Annotated in this window: 21 protein-coding genes and 2 pseudogenes; 13 read left to right on the top strand and 10 right to left on the bottom strand. The window is 68.0% G+C overall.

Annotation, left to right across the window (positions count from 1 at the left end; translation table 11 throughout):
• Positions 1 to 19: 19 nt before the first annotated feature.
• Positions 20 to 430, top strand: a complete 411-nt coding sequence (locus ACZ45O_RS08820; RefSeq protein WP_464857529.1) for a GlcG/HbpS family heme-binding protein — start codon at positions 20 to 22, stop codon at positions 428 to 430.
• A 156-nt stretch (positions 431 to 586) separates the two neighbouring features.
• On the opposite strand, the gene ACZ45O_RS08815 is transcribed toward ACZ45O_RS08820, so the two are convergent.
• From ACZ45O_RS08815 to ACZ45O_RS08795, 5 genes are all read right to left on the bottom strand, one after another.
• Entirely contained in the window at positions 587 to 997 is a 411-nt protein-coding gene (locus tag ACZ45O_RS08815; protein ID WP_464857527.1) for a hypothetical protein, read from the bottom strand.
• Between the two features lie 313 nt (positions 998 to 1310).
• Positions 1311 to 2132 carry a 3-deoxy-7-phosphoheptulonate synthase gene (gene aroF, locus ACZ45O_RS08810; RefSeq protein ID WP_464857525.1) on the bottom strand — a complete coding sequence of 274 codons (822 nt, stop codon included), beginning with the start codon at positions 2130 to 2132 and terminating at the stop codon, positions 1311 to 1313.
• Positions 2133 to 2271: 139 nt separating this feature from the next.
• Complete coding sequence (locus ACZ45O_RS08805) at positions 2272 to 3042, bottom strand: GntR family transcriptional regulator (RefSeq protein ID WP_464857523.1); 771 nt, start codon at positions 3040 to 3042, stop codon at positions 2272 to 2274.
• A 2-nt stretch (positions 3043 to 3044) separates the two neighbouring features.
• Entirely contained in the window at positions 3045 to 3359 is a 315-nt protein-coding gene (locus ACZ45O_RS08800) for a DUF4387 domain-containing protein (RefSeq protein ID WP_464857521.1), read from the bottom strand.
• Between the two features lie 11 nt (positions 3360 to 3370).
• On the bottom strand, positions 3371 to 4726 hold the full coding sequence (locus tag ACZ45O_RS08795; protein WP_464857519.1) for an acyclic terpene utilization AtuA family protein: 1356 nt from the start codon (positions 4724 to 4726) through the stop codon (positions 3371 to 3373).
• A gap of 164 nt (positions 4727 to 4890) precedes the next feature.
• On the opposite strand from ACZ45O_RS08795, the gene ACZ45O_RS08790 reads away from it, so the two are divergent.
• From ACZ45O_RS08790 to rbr, 9 genes and pseudogenes are all read left to right on the top strand, one after another.
• Entirely contained in the window at positions 4891 to 5661 is a 771-nt protein-coding gene (locus ACZ45O_RS08790) for a thermonuclease family protein (RefSeq protein WP_464857517.1), read from the top strand.
• Positions 5662 to 5939: 278 nt separating this feature from the next.
• Entirely contained in the window at positions 5940 to 6593 is a 654-nt protein-coding gene (locus ACZ45O_RS08785; RefSeq protein ID WP_464857516.1) for a TorD/DmsD family molecular chaperone, read from the top strand.
• Between the two features lie 98 nt (positions 6594 to 6691).
• A pseudogene (locus tag ACZ45O_RS08780) lies at positions 6692 to 9055 on the top strand (DMSO/selenate family reductase complex A subunit); the annotation flags it as partial.
• 14 nt (positions 9056 to 9069) lie between these two features.
• Positions 9070 to 9666, top strand: coding sequence for a DMSO/selenate family reductase complex B subunit (locus ACZ45O_RS08775; protein ID WP_464857514.1), 597 nt, complete (start codon positions 9070 to 9072; stop codon positions 9664 to 9666).
• Complete coding sequence (locus ACZ45O_RS08770; protein ID WP_464857512.1) at positions 9663 to 10517, top strand: dimethyl sulfoxide reductase anchor subunit family protein; 855 nt, start codon at positions 9663 to 9665, stop codon at positions 10515 to 10517. Before ACZ45O_RS08775 ends, ACZ45O_RS08770 begins: the two co-directional genes overlap by 4 nt.
• 213 nt (positions 10518 to 10730) lie before the next feature.
• On the top strand, positions 10731 to 11477 hold the full coding sequence (locus ACZ45O_RS08765; protein WP_464857510.1) for a TetR/AcrR family transcriptional regulator: 747 nt from the start codon (positions 10731 to 10733) through the stop codon (positions 11475 to 11477).
• Between the two features lie 46 nt (positions 11478 to 11523).
• The gene (locus ACZ45O_RS08760) at positions 11524 to 12906 is read left to right on the top strand and encodes a radical SAM/SPASM domain-containing protein (RefSeq protein WP_464857508.1); all 1383 of its coding nucleotides are present in this window, start codon (positions 11524 to 11526) and stop codon (positions 12904 to 12906) included.
• 143 nt (positions 12907 to 13049) lie between these two features.
• A complete protein-coding gene (locus tag ACZ45O_RS08755) occupies positions 13050 to 14162 on the top strand; it encodes a coiled-coil domain-containing protein (RefSeq protein WP_464857506.1) in 1113 nt (370 codons plus the stop codon).
• Positions 14163 to 14303: 141 nt separating this feature from the next.
• Positions 14304 to 14894 (top strand): rubrerythrin, encoded by a 591-nt coding sequence (gene rbr / locus ACZ45O_RS08750; protein ID WP_464857504.1) that lies wholly within the window; start codon positions 14304 to 14306, stop codon positions 14892 to 14894.
• 64 nt (positions 14895 to 14958) lie between these two features.
• Here the strand turns inward: rbr and ACZ45O_RS08745 are convergent, their stop codons facing one another.
• The 5 genes and pseudogenes from ACZ45O_RS08745 to ACZ45O_RS08725 all read right to left on the bottom strand — a co-directional run bounded on the left by ACZ45O_RS08745 (position 14959) and on the right by ACZ45O_RS08725 (position 17363).
• Positions 14959 to 15282 carry a PadR family transcriptional regulator gene (locus tag ACZ45O_RS08745; RefSeq protein ID WP_464857502.1) on the bottom strand — a complete coding sequence of 108 codons (324 nt, stop codon included), beginning with the start codon at positions 15280 to 15282 and terminating at the stop codon, positions 14959 to 14961.
• Between the two features lie 64 nt (positions 15283 to 15346).
• Positions 15347 to 15517 (bottom strand): hypothetical protein, encoded by a 171-nt coding sequence (locus ACZ45O_RS08740; protein ID WP_464857841.1) that lies wholly within the window; start codon positions 15515 to 15517, stop codon positions 15347 to 15349.
• Positions 15518 to 15629: 112 nt separating this feature from the next.
• Positions 15630 to 15866: pseudogene (locus tag ACZ45O_RS08735) on the bottom strand (NifB/NifX family molybdenum-iron cluster-binding protein); the annotation flags it as partial.
• Positions 15867 to 16027: 161 nt separating this feature from the next.
• Entirely contained in the window at positions 16028 to 16363 is a 336-nt protein-coding gene (locus ACZ45O_RS08730) for a NifB/NifX family molybdenum-iron cluster-binding protein (RefSeq protein ID WP_464857500.1), read from the bottom strand.
• A gap of 178 nt (positions 16364 to 16541) precedes the next feature.
• Complete coding sequence (locus ACZ45O_RS08725; protein WP_464857498.1) at positions 16542 to 17363, bottom strand: gamma-glutamyl-gamma-aminobutyrate hydrolase family protein; 822 nt, start codon at positions 17361 to 17363, stop codon at positions 16542 to 16544.
• Between the two features lie 243 nt (positions 17364 to 17606).
• Between ACZ45O_RS08725 and ACZ45O_RS08720 the strand changes: the two genes are divergently transcribed.
• From ACZ45O_RS08720 to acs, 3 genes are read left to right on the top strand one after another with little or no spacing between them, the layout of a single operon-like run.
• On the top strand, positions 17607 to 17870 hold the full coding sequence (locus ACZ45O_RS08720) for a DUF4212 domain-containing protein (RefSeq protein WP_464857496.1): 264 nt from the start codon (positions 17607 to 17609) through the stop codon (positions 17868 to 17870).
• A gap of 13 nt (positions 17871 to 17883) precedes the next feature.
• Positions 17884 to 19635, top strand: coding sequence for a sodium:solute symporter family protein (locus tag ACZ45O_RS08715; RefSeq protein ID WP_464857495.1), 1752 nt, complete (start codon positions 17884 to 17886; stop codon positions 19633 to 19635).
• 12 nt (positions 19636 to 19647) lie between these two features.
• Positions 19648 to 21540, top strand: coding sequence for an acetate--CoA ligase (gene acs / locus ACZ45O_RS08710; protein WP_464857493.1), 1893 nt, complete (start codon positions 19648 to 19650; stop codon positions 21538 to 21540).
• The last annotated feature ends 1 nt before the right edge of the window (position 21541 follow it).

Here is a 21541-nt window from a genome sequence, read left to right as displayed (position 1 = left end):
GGAATGGGGGGAGTATCCGGTGTCGTGCAAACTGACCACCAAGGACTGTGACCGGATTCTGGCCGCGGCTGAGGCCAGGGCGGAGGAGATCGGCGTGCCGATGGTGATCGCCATCGTCGACGAGAGCGGCGTGCTGAAGGCGTTCAAGCGGATGGACGGCTCGCTCCTGATCAGCGTGAAGGTGGCTCAGGGCAAGGCGTACACCGCGGCCGCCCTGCGGATGACCACCCGCGAGGTGGGCGAGCGCACCCAGCCCGGCGCCGATATCTACGGGATGCAGTTTGCCGATGTGGGCCGCATCATCAGCTTCGGCGGCGGGTTCCCGCTGGTCAAGGATGGTGAGGTCGTGGGCGGCATCGGCGTAAGCGGCGGCAGCTGCGAGCAGGACGAGGATGTCGCGCAGGCCGGCATGGCGGTCCTGGCGCAGTGAGCAATTCGTAGTGAGCAGCCAGCAGAGGGCAGGCAACACCCAACACCCAACACCCGGCTGACCAGCTATCAGTTAACCGCCAGCAGACAGTAAGCAGCCGACGGTCCCGGTGAGTAAGGGGCTGTCGGCTGCGGTTGTTTGTAGCGTCTTCCGTAATTATAAGTCCACATCCTCTTCGGCCGTCTCGACTTCCCTGGCCGGGTCGCCATAACGGGGGCGCTGCTCCAGACGGAGCTGTTCCCAGTCGGCCCTGCGGTACGCGCGCAGGGTGTACGCCGCCTGTTCATCGAACCCGGAGGGGCTGCGGGAGTAGATCAGTGGCCGCACCTCCAGCCGCCACCCCTGCAGCGGCCCGGGGTCTCCCAGAGCCGCCCGCTGCTCTGCTGTTTCGGCAAAGACGACGGCCACTCCACCCGGTTGACCGATGAAGTGGTCATGAAAAACCGCCAGGCCCCGCCGCTCGTCCGCGACGTACGCGTTGAGCAGCCGGTTTGCCTCCGACGGTGAAACCCCGTCGGGAGCGAGCGCGTACACCAGGAAACAGCGCGGATGACGGATTCTCTGCATGTTTCATCCCTCCCCCGTCACCCAGCCTAACCGAGGCGTGTAACTATTTCAACGTATTGGTCAACATAGCGATTGCCTGCTCCGGTCTGGTATCCGAGCCGGCAGCGTCGCCACTGTTCAGACTCGCTTCACCGTCGCGTACACGGGCGACAGCGCCCCCCGCAATCCTGCTTCGCAGCATCACCAACACGAGACCGTCGGCGAGTATCCCATGGAGACCCACAGCCTCCCCCCTGGGCACCCACAGCCTCCACGAACAGACCGGATACCGGCGGCGAGCACTTCCAGCATGCGAGAGCCGACAGCCCCGCAGTCAGGGGCCGTCGGCTGCGCTCGTGTGCGGGGCCAGCCCCGCAGCGGCCATGAAGCGTTCCAGTTCAGCGGGCGTCAGCGCCTGCTGGCCGTCGCTCAGGGCCCGGGCGGGGTCGGGGTGCACCTCCAGCATCACGCCGTCCAGGCCGGCGGCCAGCGCGGCCAGGGCCATGGGCGGCACCAGCTCGGGGCGGCCGCAGCCGTGGCTGGGGTCCGCGATGACCGGCAGGTGGGTGAGCTGCTTCGCCGCCACCGCGGAGGCCAGATCCAAGGTATAGCGCGTGTAGGTTTCAAACGTGCGGATGCCCCGCTCGCACAGGATGATGCGCTCATTCCCCCGGCTGGCGACGTACTCCGCGGCGTTCAGCCATTCCTCCAGGGTGGCTCCCGGGCCTCGCTTCAGCAGGATGGGCTTGCGGGTCTCGCCCAGCGCCGTGAGCAGCCGGAAGTTCTGCATGTTGCGGGCGCCCACCTGAAGCACGTCGGCGTACTGGGCAACCAGCTCGATGTCCGCGGGATCCATCACCTCGGTGACCACCGGCAGGCCGGTCAGCTCCCCTGCCCCGGCCAGGAGCCGCAGCCCCTCTGCGCCCAGCCCCTGGAACGAGTAGGGCGAGGTGCGCGGCTTGAAGGCGCCGCCGCGCAAGAGGTGAGCGCCCGCCCTGCGAACGGCCTGCGCGGCGGTGCGGATCTGCTCGGGCGTCTCCACGGAGCAGGGCCCGGCGATGACCACCGGCGTGCCGCCGCCCACCGCCAGTCCCGGCCGGATCACCACGGGGCGTGTTCGGCCCGGCTCTGCCATCACCCGGAGTGGTCTGCCCATAGGTAAGTCCCCCTGCCTGCATCTTCGTCTGCGCCTGTGCGCGCTGTCACTCCAGCATCCTATGTCGCAGAGGCGGCAGAGGTTCGGGACAGGCAGGGGGGCGGGCCGTAACGGTCCGTATGGGGCCGGTGGGGCCGGGTCACGATTCATGCCCCTCAATCTGCCGGGTCAGGTGGAACCGGTACTGGTCCGCGCGGTACACCGCCCGGGAGAACTCCACCGCGCGGCCCGCCGGGTTGCGCACCAGCGACGAGACCACCAGCACCGGCGCGCCGCGGGGGAGCCCGAGCAACCGGGCCTCCTCGGGGGAGGCGCCGGCGGCCTCAAAGGTCTGCTCTGCGGTGAGGTGGGGCCAGGCGAAGGTCTCGGCCAGCACGTCCACCACCAGGCGGAACCGGTCCGAGTCCACGTCGGCCTCAAGCATCTCCCGCACCGCCGCCCCCAGCGGCGCGGGCACGACGCTGTGGTAGGCGGCCATCGGCTCACCGCTGCCCAGCCCCAGCAGCCGGAAGCGCATCACCTCCCGGCCGGTGGGCAGGCCCAGCATGTGCGCGGTGGCCGGGTCGGCCGGCTGGGTCATCACCTGCAGCAGCCGGGTCCGGGGGACGAGCCCCTGGGCCCGCAGCGCCGCGGCGAAGGGGGTCACCTGCACCAGCGGCTGGTGGATCTTGGGCCGGGCGACGAAGGTGCCCTTGCCGTGCACCCGGTGGAGGAGCCCCCGGTTGACGGCCTCGGCGATCGCGATGCGCACGGTGGTCCGGCTGACGCCGTGCTGCTGGCACAGCTCCCGCTCGGACGGGATGCGGTGGCCGACGGGCCAGCGGCCCTCTTCCACGTTGCGCTGGATCATCTCGACCACCTGCTGCCACAGCGGCGCGGGCCGGGCGTGCGTGGCTGCGCCCCCCGGCACGGTTACGTCACCTCGACGTCGAAGAGCGGGGCGTACTGCTGCGCGCCGAAGAGGTCGTGCTCGCCGGCGCTGCCGCTGGGCCTCCGCCGCCTCAGGGTGAACTTGATCGCCCGGGCCGGGTCGAAGGTGACGTAGCTGTAGATGCGCTCCTCAGGGATCCGGAACAGCCGGGCGATGCCCTCCCGTGAGAGCGCCGGGCAGGCCTTCGCCCGCTCGTACGCTTCCTGGGACGGGAAGAGGATGTCGAACGTGATCAGATCGACCCCCGCGTTCTTGCTGCGGATGGTGCTGGCCAGGTCCCGCAGCTTCACGTTCATCTGCCTCCTTTCTACGGCACGGTGGTCAGGTGGAGCCGGAACAGTTCAGAAGGATCCTGAACCGACAGCGCGTGGTTGACGGTCCACTCGTACGCCGGCCGGGCGTGCAGGACCTCATCGGACATGAGCGCCGCCGTCCCTGCGGTCCCCTTCACCCCGGGCAGCCGGGCGTAGAACATCTGCCGGGCGCCCATGGCCGTGATCTCAGCGGCCGCCCGCCGGTCAGGGGCCACGCCTTCCACGATCACGCAGAGCTCGTGCGCCAGCCGGTCCGCCACCTCCAGGTCCCGCATCACGCCGTCGCGGCCGTACACGTGGTAGTGCAGCTCGTACCCCTCCCGGCCGAAGCGCGCCTCCACCTTCCGGCGGGCCCAGTCCAGCACCTCGTCGATGCGGGCCACCGTGTCGGGGTCCCGGAAGCCGACGATGGCGAGGCACCGCTCGCCCCGCTTTCCGGCGCCCTCCAGCTTCACCCGGGGGGCCGTTTCCGGCCGGAAGGCGAAGCCGGTTACACGGCAGCGGCGCTCGTCGACTGCCTCGTAGCGGCAGTGCCGCATGTCCAGCACACCGCCGGGCACGTGCTCGAAGAACGGGGTGGCGCGCTCGTACATGGCGTGGCTGGCCACCGAGAGGGGCGTGCAGCGCTGGTCCGGGTGCATGGGCTCCACGACCACCTCGCCGGGCCGCACCGTCCCGAGGACGGACTCCTTGCCCATGAAGGGCTCGGCGCAGAACGAGGCGCACTCCAGCACCTTGCCGGCGTAGTAGGCCGTGGCCGGGTCCATCCCCTTCCAGAGCAGCGGGGCGGCGAAGATCGCCGGGTCGGAGGAGCGGCCGCAGATGATGACGTCTGCGCCGGCCTCCAGTGCCGCGACGATGGGCTCTGCGCCCATCACCGCCACGATGCGGTCGGTGCGGTCCAGGTCGGCCTCCGTGAGGTCGGGCCGGCCGTCCAGCCCCTCGCACCGCGCGCCCGCCCGCAGCCGGCGGCGCACCTCGTCCGGGCTCACCTGTGCGTAGATGCAGGCCAGCCGGAACGGGGGGAGGCCGTGACGGCGGGCCACATCGCGGATGATCTGCACGTAGCTGTCGACGCCCCGGTCCGTGCCGGTGTCGGATGCGCTGCCGATGATCATCGGCACGCCCTGCTTCCGGCAGGCCAGCAGCATGATCTCGAGGTCGTGGGTCTGCCACTCCACCGGGCTGCACTGCTCGTCGGCCCCGAGCGGGTGCGGACCGATGTCCGAACTGCCCGAGTCGGCCACCACGAAGTCGGGGCCCTGCGCCATGCCCCTCCGGAAGCTCTCCGCCTCCAGCATGGTGAAGCCGAGATGACCGGTCGGAGTGAGCAGACGAATCTCCGTCACCTGAGCCACCTCCTGGTCGTACAGGTCATCACTGGTCGTAACCTGTAGTACAGGTGATGAGCCACCAGGCCTGAATATGCATGGCCCGTTCCGGTTTACGGACCGGTTCGGTCAGCGTAACATTGAGCCATGAGGAAATCGATGCAGCACGGAGGTCGCGGAGGATGAAGCGGAAGCGTGAAGGCCGGCGCACCCGGGGCTCGGTGGCCCTGGCGGCAGTGGTGGTGGTGGCGGCCGCGTTCGGCATCCGGCCGGACGGCGGGGAAGGGAATCCGGCGCCGGCGGCTGTTGTGGAAACGGAACGAATCCTTGCGGCGACCGTGCGGCGGGTGGTGGATGGCGACACCCTGGACGTGCTGATGGAGGGCCGTGAGGAGCGGGTGCGCCTGATCGGCGTCGACACGCCCGAGGTCCACGGCGGGGTGGAGCCCTACGGCGCGGAGGCCTCCGCCTTCACAAAGAGCCGGCTCACAGGCCTCGACGTGCGCCTGGAGCTGGACGTGGAGGAGCGGGACCGGTACGGCCGGCTGCTGGCCTACGTCTGGGTCGGCGACGAGCTGTTCAACGAGACCCTGGTGCGCGAGGGCTACGCGCAGGTGCTGACCATTCCCCCCAACGTGAAGTACGCCGAGCGCTTCGTGGCCCTGCAGCAGGAGGCGCGCGAAGCCGAGGTGGGGCTGTGGGGCCTGCATGATGAGGGCGATGGCGACGGGACGACCGACGGCGCGGCGGCCGGCGGGGCGGCAGCAGGCGGCGGGGCGATTGCCCCGGTGAACGGCGACTGCGGCGGGCTGATCAAGGGCAACATCTCCTCCGGCGGGGAGAAGATCTACCACGTGCCCGGCGGACAGTTCTACGACCGCACCTCTGCCGAGGCCTGTTTCGCCACGCCGGAGGAGGCGGAGGCCGCCGGCTACAGGAGGTCGAAACGATAGCTGCCGGGGCGGCGCCAGCTGAGGCGGGCCTGCGTCTGACCAGACGCAGGCCCGCCGTCGCGTGATCGGGCGTGTGCCCTATAGACCTTCGCGGGCAGCCTGGACCCTGACTCAGGCGTCGCTACTAGAAACTGCGCGACTCATACAGTCCTGAATCGCCCCTCGAACTCTGTCCGGACGTGCGTTCCGGATGGAATGAGTTTCTTTCATGATGGGGACCAGCGTTACCCTGGCTGTCGAATGTTCGACAGCCAGTCTGCAAAGGAGGGATTGCGACGATGAGCAGCACCGACTTGCCGCTGCTCTTTACCGTTCGGGCCCAGGTTTACGACCTGCTGGCAGGCCTGTACCTGAACCCGCCGGACGAGCAGCAGCTTCACGCCCTGCGACAGCCGGAGTTCGTGGCCGACTGGCCCCTGGGCCGAGGCGAGGCGGAGGTGGAGCAGGGGCTGGCCCGCCTGGCCGCCTGTCTGCCTGAGGTGTCGGTGGAGGCCCTGCGCCGGGAGTTCTGGCACCTGTTCGGCACGTTGGGCCCCGCAGCAGCGCCGTCGTGGCAGTCGGTCTACCTGGACCGGGAGCGGGTGTTGATGGGCGAGGAGACGCTCCGGTTCCGGGCGCTCATGAACCGCTACGACCTGGCGGCCCGGCCGGCCCTGGCCGTCACCGATGACCACATCGGCGTGCAGCTTCAGTTCCTCGCCGAACTGGCGCGGCGCACGGCGTCCCTGCTGGAGGCCGGGGATGAGGGCAGCGTGGCCCACCTGCTGGAGGGGCAGCGGGAGTGCCTGGAAGAGCACCTGCTCCGCTGGGTGGACCGCTTCGCCGAGCTGGCGGAGGAGGCCTCGGAGACCGGCTTCTACGGCGGACTGGCCCGGCTGACGCTGGGGCTGCTGCGGCACCACGCCCGCTCGCAGGTCTGCCAGCCCGTCTGATACCCCCTGTACCGTACGCAGACGGACGGCGGTGCGCAGCGAAACGTGACAGAGTTCACAATTATGAAGGAGAGGGATACGTGTGAAACTGCCAGCGCTCGCGCCGGAGTTTCCTGAAGTGGTCTGCCGTCATGGGCGCAGGCGCGGCGGCGGGCGTGGGCGCGAAGGGGGCGGGCCGGCTCCTGGTGCCGACGGCGTCGGCCGAGGGGACGCCCGCGCCGGTGAAGATCACGCCCCACGTCTGTTCCATGAACTGCGGCGGCGGCACCTGTGTGCTGCACCTGGAGGTGCAGGACGGCGTCGTCACCCGCATCGACACCGACCAGAACGACCTGCCCTGGTCGCCCGCGCAGCGGGGCTGCCAGCGGGGCCGCGCCATGCGCAAGCAGCTCTACCATCCCGACCGGCTGAAGCAGCCGCTGAAGCGGGTGGGCAAGCGCGGCGAGGGCAAGTTCGAGCCCATCTCGTGGGATGAGGCGCTCGACATCATCGCCGAGAAGCTGGATCACGTCATCAAGACCTACGGCAACGAGGCGCTCTTCTACCTCTACGGCACGGGCATCATGAACCCGGTTTACAAGTCGTGGCCCACGGGCATCGTCAACCGGCTGTTCAACTGCCTGGGCGGCTACCTCAACTACTACGGCACCTACAGCTCGGCCTGCTACTCCTTTGCCTCGCCCTACATCCTGGGCAGCACCGCCAACAACACCGGCGACGATCTGGTCAACTCCCGGCTGATCGTCATCTTCGCAGGCAACCCGGGCGAGACCCGGCCCGGCGGCAACGGCGCCTACGCCTGGGTGCTGCGGGCCAAGAAGGCCGGCGCCAAGGTGATCGTCGTCGACCCGCGGCTCTCCGACACCGCCAAGGCCATCGCCGACGAGTGGATCCCCATCCGGCCCACCACCGACGTGGCCCTGATCAGCGCCCTGGCCTACGTGATGATCACCGAGAACCTGCACGACCAGGCCTTCCTGGACAAGTACTGCGTCGGCTTTGACGAGAAGACCCTGCCCGAGGGCGCTCCGCCCAAGTCCGACTACAAGAGCTACATCCTGGGCGAGTCGGACGGCGTGCCCAAGACCCCCGAGTGGGCCGAGGCCATCACCGGCGTGCCCCGCGAGACCATCGTGCGGCTGGCCCGGGAGATCGCCACCACCAAGCCCTGCGCCATGTTCCAGGGGTTGGGCTGGCAGCGGCACGCCTATGGTGAGCAGGCGGTGCGCGCCCTGCCGACGCTGTGCGCGATGACCGGCAACATCGGCATCCCCGGCGGCTCCACCGGCACCCGCCCGGGCTCCAAGTCGGTGCCCGGCTTCAACTTCCCGCTGGGCGAGAACCCGGTGAAGGCCACCATCTCCTTCTACACCTGGCCGGACGCCGCGGTGCGGGGCACCGAGATGACCGCGAAGGACGGCCTGCGCGGCGCCGAGCGGCTGAACGCCAACATCAAGTTCATCTGGAACTACGCGGGCAACGCCCTGATCAACCAGCACTCCGACGTGAACGGCACGGCGAAGCTGCTGCAGGACGAGTCGCTGATCGAGTTCATCGTGACCCACGACATCTTCATGACGCCCAGCGCCCGGTTCTCCGACATCGTGCTGCCCGACAAGTCCTCCTTTGAGCGGACCGAGATGGGCCGCGACGGCACCACGATGGGCGACAGGCTCTACTACGCCCCCGCCGCCATCGAGCCGCTCTACGACACGAAGGACGCCTACGAGATCTGCCTCGGGCTCGCGGAGCGCCTCGGGGTGCTGGAGGAGTTCAGCGAGGGCCGCACCATGGAGGAGTGGCAGGAGTACCTGGTGGAGGAGCTGCGCAAGAAGCACCCGGACTTCCCCACCTTCGAGGAGCTGAAGAAGAACCCGCTCATCAAGTCGAAGGACACGCCGCCCGTGGTGGCCTGTGCGGACTTCATCGCCGACCCCGAGAACAACCCCCTGCCCACCCCGTCCGGCAAGATCGAGATCTACTCCGACCGGCTGGCCACGATGGGGCAGGACTGGGGCGTGGCGGACGAGCTGCCGCCGATCCCCAAGTACATCCCCGCCTGGGAAGGGCCCGAGTCGCCCCTGACGGAGAAGTACCCGCTGCAGCTCATTGGCCACCACACCAAGCGGCGGGTGCACTCCACCCACGACAACAACCCGTGGCTGGACGAGGTGGAGCCGCAGGTGCTCACCATCAACGAGCTCGACGCCGCTGAGCGGGGCATTCAGGACGGCGACATGGTGCGGGTCTGGAACGACCGGGGCGAGGTGCACGTGCGCTGCCGGGTCTCCAAGGCCATCATGCCCGGCGTGGTCGACCTGCCCCAGGGCGCCTGGTACACGCCCAACGAGAAGGGCATCGACACCCGCGGCTGCATCAACGTGCTGACCAAGTACCATCCGACCCCGGGTGCCAAGGGCAACCCGCAGCACACCAACCTGGTTCAGGTGGCCAAGCTCTGAGGAGGTGACCTGGAATGCAATACGGATTTTTCATCGACGCCAAGTACTGCCTGGGGTGCAAGACCTGCCAGGTTGCCTGCAAGGACCGGAGCAACCTCGAGGTTGGCCAGCTGTTCCGCAAGGTCCACGACTACGAGGACGGCGGCTGGGTGAAGCGGGGGAACGCCTGGATCAACAACGTGACCTCCTACTGGCTCTCGGTCAGCTGCAACCACTGCGCCAACCCGGCCTGTGTGAAGGCCTGCCCCACCGGGGCGATGTACAAGCGCACCGACAACGGCCTGGTGCTGCACGACGCGGAGGACTGTGTGGGCTGCCAGAGCTGCGTGTGGGCCTGCCCGTACGACGCCCCGCAGTACAACCCTGAAACGGGCAGGGTGCACAAGTGCGACGGCTGCATCGACCGGGTGGAGGCCGGCCTGCGCCCCGTCTGCGTGGACGCCTGCCCGTACCAGCTCATCGAGTTCGGCGATATCGAGGAACTCCGGGCGAAGCACGGCGGCACCGACCGGGTGAAGGGGCTGGCCGACCCGGGCATCACGAGCCCGTCCCTGGTCATCAACCCGCCGGCCGGTGCCATCAGCTCGCCGAATGGAGGGAATGGCAAGTGAACGTGCACGACTGGTCGCTGATTCTCTACACGCTCTGCCTGCAGTCGGCCGTGGGCATCTACGTGGCGAGCCGGCTGGCGCTGTGGAATGAGGAGTCGAAGGAGGCGCGGATGCGCTTTCTGTACCTGGCCCTGGGCCTGGGCATCGTGGGCGTGCTGGCCTCGGTGACCCACCTGGGCTACCCGCTGAACGCCCTGAAGACCATGAACAACCTGGGCACGTCGTGGCTGAGCCGTGAGATCCTGCTGACCGTGCTGTTCGGCGTGACCGGCATCGCCAGCGTGATTCTGGAGCGGCAGGAGGTGGGCAGCGTCCAGACCCGCAACGGCTGGGCGGTGCTGACGAGCCTCGTGGGCGTCGGGCTGATCTTCGTGATGTCGATGATCTACCGCACCACGGCCTTCCCCGCCTGGGCGCACGTTTCGACCACCCTGGTCTTCTTTGCGACCGCCGGCCTGATCGGCACGACAGTGGTCTTCGCCGGCCTCTGCTGCCGCAAGGAGGGCGAGGAGCCCCGGGCGCTCACCGGCCTGGTCGTGGGGGCCATGTCGATGCTGGCCCTGCAGGTGGTGGCCCTGGCGCTGCACGGGGTCTACCTGGGCACGGCCGGACCCGAGGCGCAGGCGACCGCCACGCTGATCATGAAGAACTGGTCGGTGCTCTACTGGGGCCAGATCGTCTGCCTGGCCGCCGGGGCGGGCATCCTGATGCCGCTGGTCTGGCGCCGGGCCGCGCAGCAGCAGTGGGCGCAGACGCCGCAGTTCGCCGGCGCACTGGTGGCGCTGGTGGCCCTGGGCGAGCTGGCCGGGCGCGTGGTCTTCTACGCCACCCGGGTGAAGATCGGCCTGTAGGCTGCCGCTGTGGATGCTTGATTGCGGAGATCCAGTCCATTCGAGGGCGAATGGACTGGGTCTCTTTTTCTGCGCGCCGATGGCTGCTTAATCCCGCCAAAACGGACGCGTCTGCGGTCTTGTGAAATCGAGCGCAATTGGATATGATGATCAATGAACGTGTGACCAAATAAGCTTATCTGGTCAAAAACCTGAAATGGGGGTCTCCGGGGAATGACACACACGGCGGGCGGCGCGGGCGATGCGGGCCGGACGGGGAAGGTGAGCGGCAGATCCAGGCGGGCCGAACGGGCCCACCGCATCCTGGATGCGGCCGCGGCCCTGGTCGAGCGGTACGGGTACAGCAAGACCACCCTGGACGACGTCGCCCGGGAGGCGGGGGTGGCCAAGGGCACGCTCTACCTGCACTGGAACACGCGCGAGGAGCTGTTCGGCGCGGTGCTGCGCCGGGAGCAGATCCTGCTCTCGCGCAGCTTTCTGGACCGCATCCGCGCCGACAAGGGGCCGCTCACCTTGCATGCGCTCTTCAAGCAGGCCGCGCTGGGGCTGCTGCGCCGCCCCCTGGTGCGGGCGGTCTTCACCCGCGACGTCGAGGTGGTGGGCAACCTGCTCAGGCGTGTGCAGGACGCCGCCCCCGAGCGGAAGGAGCTGTTTCACCATCTGCTGGACTTCCTCACCCGGCACAACCTGGCCCGGCGCGACCTGACGCCGCAGGCCCAGGGGTTCCTGGTGAGCGCGGTCTTCCTCGGCTTCTTCGTCACGGCGTCGTGGCTGCCGGAGCACGCGGCGATGCCCGACGAGCAGATCGCCGGGCTCATGGCCGACACCGTGGTGGCTGCGCTGGGTCTTGGAGCGGCGGCAGCGCCCGGGGAGGTGGCGGAGGCGGCGGAGGACGTGCTGAAGCAGTTGGAGGAACTGGTCGCCCGGGAGGAGGCCGCGTTCGAGGAGGAGTTGCTGTAGCCGGGCCCTCACCGGTGCGTCCGTGGATCTGAAGGAGGGATTGTTCATGAACCTGGCCGAGACCTATTTGGGCCGCCAAGTCCTGGAGCACGTGGTCGGGATGGTCATGAAGAACCCGAAGGAGAACCTGCCGCGCCTGACGGACTGGGTGACGGACAACGCCCCCCTGGAGAGCCACCGCGAGATTGCCGGGAAGATCAAGGCGTTCCTCGACGATGAGGAGAGCAACTGGCACAAGCTGGCCATGCGCCTGCTCACCGAGACGCATCCCACGGTTCGGCGGCGCACCGCGGTCAATTTCTTCATTAACTCCAGCCTGCTGGGGATCCCGAAGCAGCGGGAGGCGGAAAAGCGGCTGGGTGTGAAGGTGCCGTGGGCGATCCTGATGGATCCCACCGCGAAGTGCAACCTGCGCTGCACCGGCTGCTGGGCCGGCGACTACGAGCTGCGCCCCGAGCTCAGCCTCGAGACCATGAACCGCATCTGCCGCGAGGGCGGCGAGCTGGGCATTCATTTCTACGTGATCTCGGGCGGCGAGCCGCTGATCCGCAAGGATGACCTGCTGGAGCTGGCCAGGCGCCATCCGGACAAGATGTTCCACATCTACACCAACGGCACCCTGATGACCCGGGAGTTCGCCCGGGCGGCGGCGGAGCGGGGCAATATGGTCTTCGCCCTCAGCCTGGAGGGGCTGGAGGAGTCCACGGACGCCAGGCGGGGCAGGGGCGTCTTCCAGAAGATCATGGCGGCCATGGACATCCTGCGCGAAGAAGGGCTCATCTTCGGCTTCTCGGCCACCTACACCCGGCAGAACACCGAGGAGCTCGGCAGCGAGGCGTTCATCGACAAGATGGTGGAGAAGGGAGCCGCCTTCGGCTGGTTCTTCACCTACATCCCCATCGGGCGTGACGTGGACCTGGAGTTCATGGCCACCCCGGAGCAGCGGGCGTACATGTTCGACCGCATCACCGAGTTCCGCCGCACCAAACCCATCTTCCTGGTGGACTTCTGGAACGACGGCGAGGCGGCGGTGGGCTGCATCGCCGGCGGGCGCAAGTACTTCCACATCAACGCGGCCGGCGACGTGGAGCCGTGCGCCTTCGTACACTACGCCACCTGCAACATCCACGACGTCTCGGTGGCCGAGGCCCTGCAGAACCCGCTCTTCAAGGCCTACCAGAAGCGGCAGCCCTTCTCGGCGAACCTGCGCCGTCCGTGCCCGATCATCGACCATCCCGAGATGTTGCGTGAGATGGTGAAGGAGTCCGGGGCCCGCGGAACCCAGATGAGCGACGACGAGACGGTCGACCAGTTCGCCGACAAGATGGCCGGTTACGCGGCCGCCTGGGGGAAGCTGGCGGATGAGATCTGGGAGAGGAGGCATCCCGCCGCACCCGTGGCTGCGGGCTCGCAGGCCGGCGATGACTGATAAGGCGACCACGTCGACTCCGTCGGGGGCGCTGCGCAGGGCGCGGCGCCCCCTTTCGCGCGGGGGCCAGGTGCAGGAGAGGGCAGACCCGCCGTAGTAATGACATGGGGAGCGCAAGTCGTCGCGGCGAGAGGAGGGTGTGTATGAGGAGGGCGCGTCTTCTGGGTCTGCTCTGCCTCATCGCACTGGTCGTGGCGGCTCCGGGGCCGTGGCCGCGGGGCGCGGTCTCCGTCCCGGGCCTGCGGCCGTGGGCCGCCGCTGCCGAACTCCCCGACCGCGAGGCGGTGCTTCAGGAACTGTTCGTGCTCAACCGCCGGCTGGAGGAGGCGCGTGAGTCCCTGGCCGCGGTGGAGGCCCGCCTGGCTGAGGTGGCGGCCCAGGAGGAGACGGCCCTGGCGGATCTGGACCGGCTCGAGGCGGAGCTGGCCGGGCGCCGGCAGCAGTACGGCCGCCGCCTGCGGTACTACCGGGAGCAGGGCAACCGCGGCCCCTGGGTGCTGCTCTTCAGCGCCGGGTCGCTGGCCGACTTCCTGTGGCGTCTGGACGCCTTGAAGCAGATCATGGCCCACGATGCCCGGCTGGCCCGCGAGCTGAGCGAGACCCAGAGAGCGGTGGCGGCCCAGGCCGAGCGGCTGGCCGAGGCCCGGGCCGAGGCCGACCGGCTGCGCGCCGAACAGCTGGCGCGGGTGGCGGAGCTGGAGGAGGCCATCGCGGAGCGCGAGGCCATCCTGGCGGGCCTGGGCGATGAGCGGGACCAGGTGGAAGAGGCCCTGGCGGCGGTGGAGGCGGACTGGCAGGAGAGCGCCCTGCCGGTGCTGGCTGCCCTCGGGCTGGCGCTGCAGGAGATCGGCCCCGCGGGGTTCGAGCCCGATGACATCCGCTACTCGCTGTTCCCGCCGGGGGCGGTTGCCACCATTTCGGAGGAACGGCTCAACGACTTCCTCGGGGACTACGAAGAGCTGGCAGACCTGCGGGTCGACCTGGTGGGGGAGGAGGAGGCCTTCGTGCTGTCGGGCTTGTTCGAGGATGTGCCGCTGGAGATCAGCGGCGGGTTCCTCGTGCTCCCCGACGGCCGGCTGCGATTTGAGCCGTCTCGGCTGCAAGTGCGCGAGTTCCGGGTTCCCGAGCGGATCATCCGCGAGATCGTGGCGGAAGGCTGGCTGGACATCGATCTGAGCGCCATGGTCTCGCCGCTGACCCTGACGGGGGTTGAACTGGCCGACGGGCGGATGACCATTCGTGCGGGCTTGAGGTGATGACGGGGCGCCGGAATGGCTACACGGACTGGGCCTTTGGGATGATTCTCCTTCCGGCACGTGAAACTAGGAACAATGTCCGGTATAATATGGTAGCATCGGCAACTGTCGACGTCCGCGCTGTGGAAAGGAGAAGAGCCCATGAAGCTGAAAGGCACCAAGACGCTGGAGAATCTCCTGAAGGCCTTCGCTGGAGAGAGCCAGGCCCGGGCCCGGTATGTGATGTACGCGCAGAAGGCCCGCGAGGAGGGCCTCGAGCAGATCGCGGCGATCTTCGAGGAGACCGCCGAGCACGAGGTCCAGCACGGCAAGCGGTTCTTCCAGCTGGCCGCGGCCGGCCTGGAGGGCGAGATGCCGGCCGATGTCGAGATCCAGGCTTCCTACCCCATCGCCATCGGGAACACCATGGATAACCTGAAGGCGGCCGCCGCCGGCGAACACCATGAGTGGAGCGAGATGTACCCGGAGTTCGCCGATGTCGCGGAGCAGGAAGGGTTCCCGGAGATCGCCACGGCCTTCCGGATGATCGCCAAGGCCGAGACCTCGCACGAGACCCGCTTCCGCAAGCTGGTGGAGAACCTGGAGAAGGGCATGGTCTTCAAGCGGGAAGGCAAGTACATCTGGAAGTGCCGCAACTGCGGCTACCTCCACGAAGGCACCGCCGCACCGCAGAAGTGCCCGGCGTGCCTGTACCCGCAGAGCTACTTCGAGATCTTCGTGGAGAACTACTAGGGCAAGAACAGGCGCTGCCCCTGCGCCCGACCTCGGGCACAGGGGCAGCGCTTTCACGCGCCTTCTACTTCAGGTTCCGCGCGTCGGCCACAAAGCGCGCCATGGACTGCGAGAGCCTTTCCAGCATGTCCACCCAGTCCCGCAGGTACTGCTCGCCGCTGGGGGTGAGCCGGTAGAGGCGGCGGGCCGGGCCGCTCTCGTCGGCCTCCCAGCGGGACGTCACATGCCCGTGGGCCTCCAGCTGCTTCAGGGTGCGGTAGAGCGACGCGCGCTCGATCTCGGCGTCCGTCAGCGCGCACTCCTGCACGACGCCGGCGAGGTCGTACCCGTGGCTCTCGCCTTTGAGCTTCAGGGCGTAGAGCACGACGGGCTCGACGAATCGGTACATGTGGCCCATGCCGCATCTGCGGCCCCGGCCATGGTGGCGGCAATGTCCGCGGGGCATGAGAGCATCACCCGGCTTTCCTAGTCATGATGGCAGCCGCAGTGGCCCCGGCGGTGCCCGCGGCGCCCATGGTCGTGGTCGTGGCAGCCGCAGTGGCCCCGGCGGTGCCCGCGGCGCCCATGGTCGTGGTCGTGGCAGCGGCTGTCCCCGTGATGCCCTCGGCCGTGGTCATGCCCATGACCGTGGTGACCGCACCCGCGAGGCTCTTCCGCGGTGACCAGGATGTCGTTCAGGTACTGGCTGACCACTTCGGCAGGAGCGATGCCGGGCGAGCCCAGGACGACCTCGATCCCCTCGCCGTCAAGGGCCTTCCGCATGGCTGGCCCCATGTGGCCGGCGATGACGACGCTCGCGCCGTTTTCCTTGATGAACTCCACGAGCGCCTCGTGGTCGTGCGCGGGCACATCGAACGTCTGCTGGTTGGTGACCTCTTGCGTTTCCGGATCGACGTCGACGAACGCGAAGGCGGGTGAGCGGCCGAAGTGCGGGCTGAAGCGGCCGTCACGTACGGGGATGGCAAATCGCATGGTGATACCCCTCTCAAGAATCTCACTGGTTGACCCGGCTTTTCCGTTTGGCTGACCTTACCGTTTGACTGACCTTATCGTTTGACTGACCCTTACCGTTTGGCTGGCCTTATCGTTTGACTGACCTTACCGTTTGACTGACCCTTACCGTTTGGCTGGCCTTACCAGCTGACTGACTGGGCGGGCTGCAGGAAGCGGTTGACTGCCTGGCGCACCGTACCGGCAGCTCCGTCGCGCACCCGGATGAACCGTTCCTGGAGCGCCTGGTAGGCCGTGGGACCGTACCGGCCGGTCAGCACCACATCGACCCAGTGCTGCGCAAGCAGTTCGGCCGCTGCGCCGGCGGGGCAGACTGGAGTCTTCAGATTCTGCCGGTTGTCCAACACCTCCCAGGCGGCGGTTGCCGTGTCGAACACTACCAGGTAGTGCGCTCTTTCCAGCAGCGGATCGACGGAGCTGTCGGGACTGGGCTGCGTGGCTGTGACCGCGATGCGCACTGGATGCACCCCCCTGATAGAGCAGTAAGCTCATCTAGGTGAAAGTATCACCTATAGTATGGATTCTCCGAGTTGGATCTGTCAAGGTATGCGGGATAGCACGAAAGGATCAATCGTCTGCAGTGTCGCCGACGAAACGGACATGGCCGGCATCCCTGGCGGGGTGCCGGCCGCTCTATCAACCTTTACAGGCTGCCGCATCTGCGCTTCGATCCTCAGCATATGCGGCAGCGGCGGAGACAAACGCCCTGAACAGGTTCAGCATATGGGGATTACTGCGCAGGAGCCGCTCCGGGTGAAACTGCACGCCGATCACGAAGGGATACGCGGGGCATTCGATCGCCTCGACCACGCCGTCTGCCGAGTACCCGGTGATCTGTACGCCGTCGCCCGGTCGCCGCACTGCCTGCACGTGGAAGCTGTTGACCGCGGTTTCCGTGACCCCCAGGGACGCCGCCAGCAGCGAGCCCGGCAGGACCTGCAGGGGATGCCAGGGCTGGTCAGGCGGGGCCGTCTGGGCGTGGCGCTCGCTCTCGGCTTTGGGGAAAATCCTGGGCCAAAGGGAACCGCCGAGGATCTCGTTCAGCATCTGCATGCCGTGACAGATGGCGAGGACGGGCATCTTCCGTTCCAGCGCCCCGTGCAGCCAGCGGCTGTCGGAGTCGTAGCGCTCAGGGTTCTGCTCCCGGAGGCCTGGAAGCTGCTCGCGCACCCGCAGGCGGCGGGGCAGGGGCGTCTCGGTGCCGGTCACCAGAAGGCCGTCCAGCCGGTCCAGCAGTTCAGCCTCGTCCTCCAGGCACATGGGCAGGATCACGGCATGCCCGCCAGCGGTTCGGATGGCCCGCACGTTCTCCTGGGTCACGTAGAGCAGGGGCCTGCCGCTCAGCAGGGGCCGCTCGCTCTCCCGGTCGAAGCTGGGCGTGATGCCGATGATGGGCTTGCGGGCAGGGCGGCGGTCCGCAGGACTCACCGCACAGAGGCTCACCGTCAACGGTGCCACCTCCAAGAACAGGTCAGCACTGGTTGTAACCGGTTGATATCATGGAATGCCGCACCCCGCCGAAAGATGCATCCCGGGGGGTTGGGGGCGGGCTGACCGCGCCCAGACCTCTGATGCATGTTCATGAATTAACTTGTATACAAAGGTGAATCAATGGAGGAAAGAATCGTAATAGTGGATAAAATCTGTCTTGGGGTGGGGGCGACCACCCTGAAGACCAAGTTTGGGGGAGGGTAACAGGGTATGAGTCCCAAAGATGCCGAGCGGTATCAACAACACTTCCGGGCGAACCTCGGGCTTGCGGTGAAGCTGCTGGCGGTGTGGGCCCTGGTTTCCGTGGGGGCGGCAGCTGCGATTGAGTGGCTGGATCAGTTCCGGATCCTCACGGGCTTCCCGCTGGGGTACTACATGGGAGCCCAGGGGGCGCAGATCACCTTCGTGATCATCATCTTCATCTATGCCTTCCGCATGCGGGCCATCGACCAGAAGTACGGCGTGGACGAGTAGGGGGTGAGCGAGCTTGTTCAGTCAGATAGATCGGTTGGGCCGAATCTGGGGCATGTACACCCTGGCGTTCGCCGTGTTCGTGGTCTTCCTCTGGCTGGCGGAGGCCGCCGGCTGGATCGGGCAGCGGGGCATCGCCTGGACCTTCATGGTCCTGACGGTGGGCATCTACGCCACCATCGGCATCATGTCCCGCACGGGCAACCTCGACGAGTATTACGTGGCGGGCCGCACCGTGCCGGGCATCTTCAACGGCATGGCCACGGCGTCCGACTGGATGAGCGCCGCCTCCTACATCTCCCTGGCGGGCACGCTCTACGTGCTGGGCCAGGAGGGGCTCTCTTACACCGTCGGCTGGACCGGGGGCTACGTGCTGCTGGCCATGTTCATGGCACCGTACATCCGCAAACTCGGCGCCTACACCATCCCCGACTTCGTCGGCGTGCGCTATCCCGGCGGGCTGCCGCGGATCATCGCGGTGATCGCAGCCATCATCGTGTCGGGCACGTACCTGGTCGCGCAGGTGTCCGGCGTGGGCATCATCATGTCCCGCTTCCTGGGGCTCGACTTCCGCATTGCCTGCTTCGTCGGCCTGCTCGGCATCCTGGTCTGTTCCATGCTGGGCGGCATGAAGGCGGTTACCTGGACCCAGGTGGCCCAGTACATCATCCTGATCGTCGCCTTCATCCTGCCGACCATCTTCGTGTCCAAGATGATCACGGGCGTCCCGTTCCCGCAGCTGATGTACGGCCGGGCGCTCACCGACGTGGCCGCGACCGAAACCGCGCTGGGCATCACCAAGGGATATCTCACACCCTTTAACGACTGGACCCAGGCGCAGTTCCTGGCGCTCATCGTCTGTCTGATGTGCGGAACCGCGGGCCTCCCGCACGTCATCGTACGCTTCTACACCACCCCGAGTGTGCGCGAGACCCGCTTCTCGGTGGGCTGGGCGCTGTTCTTCATCGGCCTGATGTACATCACCATCCCGGCCTACGCCGCCTTCGCCCGCTGGGAGGTGCTGCACAACGTCGTCGGCCAGGCGATCGACTCGCTGCCCGGCTGGGTTGCCGCCTGGACCAAGACCGGCCTGCTTACCATCAACGACGCGAACCTGAACGGCCTCGTGGAGTACGCCGAGCTGGGGCTGGACGCCGACCTGGTGGTGCTGGCCATGCCCGAGATGGCCGGGCTGCCTTACGTGGTGGCGGGCCTGGTGGCCGCGGGCGGCCTGGCTGCGGCCCTCTCCACGGCCGACGGCCTGCTGATGGTGGTGGCCACGGCCATCTCCCACGACATCTACTTCAAGCTGATCAACAAGAATGCGAGCGACCGGACCCGGCTGAACATCTCCCGGGTGATGCTGGTCACGGTGGCCGCCATCGCCGCCTGGATCGCCAGCCTGCGGCTCAGCATCATCGCGGACATCGTTGCGTGGGCCTTCTCCCTGGCGGCTGCCTCCTTCTTCCCGATCCTGGTGCTGGGCATCTTCTGGAAGCGCATCAACACCGCCGGAGCTATCACCGGCATGACCGTGGGCCTCCTCACCACCCTCGGCTACATCATCTGGTCCTCCGTCACCGGCGGGAACATCGGCGGCATCCTGCCCAACGCCGCCGGCATCTTCGGCATGCCCATCAACTTCCTGCTCACCATCGTCATCTCGCTGCTCACCGCCCCGCCGACGCAGGAGATCCAGAACATGGTGGACCGGCTCCGCTTCCCGAAGCATGCGTACGACGCGGCCGCCCCGGCCACGGGCGACTAGGGGGTGTGACCGGTGGACGAACGGTTTGAGCAACTGCTCCAGGGAGTTGGGCGCATCGCCCCTCCCGCTGAGCTGGCCCGGTCGGCCCTGGTGACCGACTACGAGGCCTACTACGAGGCGGTGATGGCGGACCCCGCGGGCTACTGGGGCCGGGTGGCCCGGGAGGAGGTGGACTGGTTCCGCCCCTTCGACCGGGTGGTGGAGGGGGACGGCCCCGGCGCCCGCTGGTTCCTGGGCGGACAGACCAACATCTGCCACAACGCCCTGGACCGGCACGCCGACGGTCCCCGCCAGAACAAGGCGGCTCTGATCTGGCTTGGGGAGGACGGGGCGGAGCGCATCTTCACCTACCGGATGCTCCGCCGTGAGGTGGCCCGGCTGGCGGGGGGCCTGAAGCGGCTGGGTGTCCGGAAGGGCGACCGGGTGATCATCTACATGCCGCTGACGCCGGAGGGCATCATGGCGATGCTGGCCTGCGCCCGCATCGGGGCGATCCACAGCGTCGTCTACGCCGGCCTGGGCGCCGGGGCCCTGAGGCAGCGCATCGAGGACGCGGGCGCCCGGGTGGTGCTCTGCTCCGACGCCGGCTTCCGGCGGGGCCGGCGGATCGATCTGAAGTCCATCGTGGACGAGGCCGTGGAGGGGAACCCGCTGGTGGAGCACGTGGTGGTCCACCGCCGCACGACCCCGGCGGTGGAGCTGGCCGAGGGGGAGATCGACTTCGCCGACCTGATGGCGCAGGGCTCGCCCGACACGCCCTGCGAGGTGATGGAGAGCGAGGACTGGCTCTTCATCCTCTACACCTCGGGCTCCACGGGGAAGCCCAAGGGCACCGCGTACACCCACGGCGGCTACATGGTGGGCGCCACGCACCTCTGGCGCATCGCGTGCGACATCCAGGAGAATGACATTTACTGGTGCACGTCGGACATCGGCTGGATCGTCGGCCATTCCATCATGGTCTACGGGCCGATGGTGAACGGCTCCACCATCGTCGTGCGGGAGGGGGCGCCTGACCACCCGCACCCGGGCATCGTCTGGGAGGTCGTGGAGCGGCTGCAGGTGAGCAAGCTCTATACCGCCCCTACTGCCGTGCGCATGTTCATGCGGATGGGCGCGGAGTACCCCCGCCGGTACGACCTCTCCAGCCTGAAGCTGATGGTTTGCGCCGGCGAACCGCTCAACCCCGAGGCGCAGCTCTGGGCGTACGAGCACATCATGCAGCGGCGGGGGCCGGTGCTGGACAACTGGTGGCAGACCGAGACGGCGGCGCCCACCATCGGCACGCTGCCGTGCATGGACGTGAAGCCGGGCCGGGCGGGACGGCCCTTCCCGGGCATCCGGGCCGAGGTGCTGGACCCGGAGGGGCGGCCGGTGGCGCCCAACCAGGGCGGGCTGCTCTGCCTGCGGGGGGTCTGGCCCCACATGTTCCGCACGATCTGGGGCGACCCGGCGCGATACGAGGCCTACTGGCAGTCGATCCCCGGGGTGTACGCCTCGGGCGACGTGGCCACCGTGGACGAGGAGGGTTACATCGCCGTGCTGGGCAGGGCGGACGACGTGCTCAACGTGGCCGGCCACCGAGTCGGCACGGCCGACGTGGAGTCGGCCCTGGTCAGCCACCCCGCCGTGGGTGAAGCGGCGGTGATCGGCAAGCCCGACCCTGTGAAGGGCGAGGCGATCAAGGCCTTCGTCATCCTCCGCAGGGGGCAGGAGCCCAGCGACCAGCTGGCCCACGCCCTCATCTCCCACGTGCGCCACCAGCTGGGGCCGATTGCCGCACCGGCGGAGATCGCCTTCGTGCCCTCGCTTCCGAAGACCCGCTCGGGCAAAATCCTGCGCCGGGTGCTGAAGGCGCAGGAACTGGGGCTTGACCCGGGAGATCTGACGACCATCGAGGAGTGAC

This window comes from Symbiobacterium turbinis (assembly GCF_055383075.1).
This window is presented reverse-complemented; position numbering and strand designations above follow the sequence as displayed.

Bases quoted from the DNA above. Each gene is read 5' to 3' on its own strand.
- ACZ45O_RS08815 (WP_464857527.1), bottom strand. From the start codon at position 997: ATGCAGAGAATCCGTCATCCGCGCTGTTTCCTGGTGTACGCGCTCGCT.
- aroF (WP_464857525.1), bottom strand. From the start codon at position 2,132: ATGGGCAGACCACTCCGGGTGATGGCAGAGCCGGGCCGAACACGCCCC.
- ACZ45O_RS08800 (WP_464857521.1), bottom strand. From the start codon at position 3,359: ATGAACGTGAAGCTGCGGGACCTGGCCAGCACCATCCGCAGCAAGAAC.
- ACZ45O_RS08790 (WP_464857517.1), top strand. From the start codon at position 4,891: ATGAAGCGGAAGCGTGAAGGCCGGCGCACCCGGGGCTCGGTGGCCCTG.
- ACZ45O_RS08785 (WP_464857516.1), top strand. From the start codon at position 5,940: ATGAGCAGCACCGACTTGCCGCTGCTCTTTACCGTTCGGGCCCAGGTT.
- ACZ45O_RS08775 (WP_464857514.1), top strand. From the start codon at position 9,070: ATGCAATACGGATTTTTCATCGACGCCAAGTACTGCCTGGGGTGCAAG.
- ACZ45O_RS08765 (WP_464857510.1), top strand. From the start codon at position 10,731: ATGACACACACGGCGGGCGGCGCGGGCGATGCGGGCCGGACGGGGAAG.
- ACZ45O_RS08760 (WP_464857508.1), top strand. From the start codon at position 11,524: ATGAACCTGGCCGAGACCTATTTGGGCCGCCAAGTCCTGGAGCACGTG.
- ACZ45O_RS08755 (WP_464857506.1), top strand. From the start codon at position 13,050: ATGAGGAGGGCGCGTCTTCTGGGTCTGCTCTGCCTCATCGCACTGGTC.
- rbr (WP_464857504.1), top strand. From the start codon at position 14,304: ATGAAGCTGAAAGGCACCAAGACGCTGGAGAATCTCCTGAAGGCCTTC.
- ACZ45O_RS08745 (WP_464857502.1), bottom strand. From the start codon at position 15,282: ATGTACCGATTCGTCGAGCCCGTCGTGCTCTACGCCCTGAAGCTCAAA.
- ACZ45O_RS08740 (WP_464857841.1), bottom strand. From the start codon at position 15,517: ATGGGCATGACCACGGCCGAGGGCATCACGGGGACAGCCGCTGCCACG.
- ACZ45O_RS08720 (WP_464857496.1), top strand. From the start codon at position 17,607: ATGAGTCCCAAAGATGCCGAGCGGTATCAACAACACTTCCGGGCGAAC.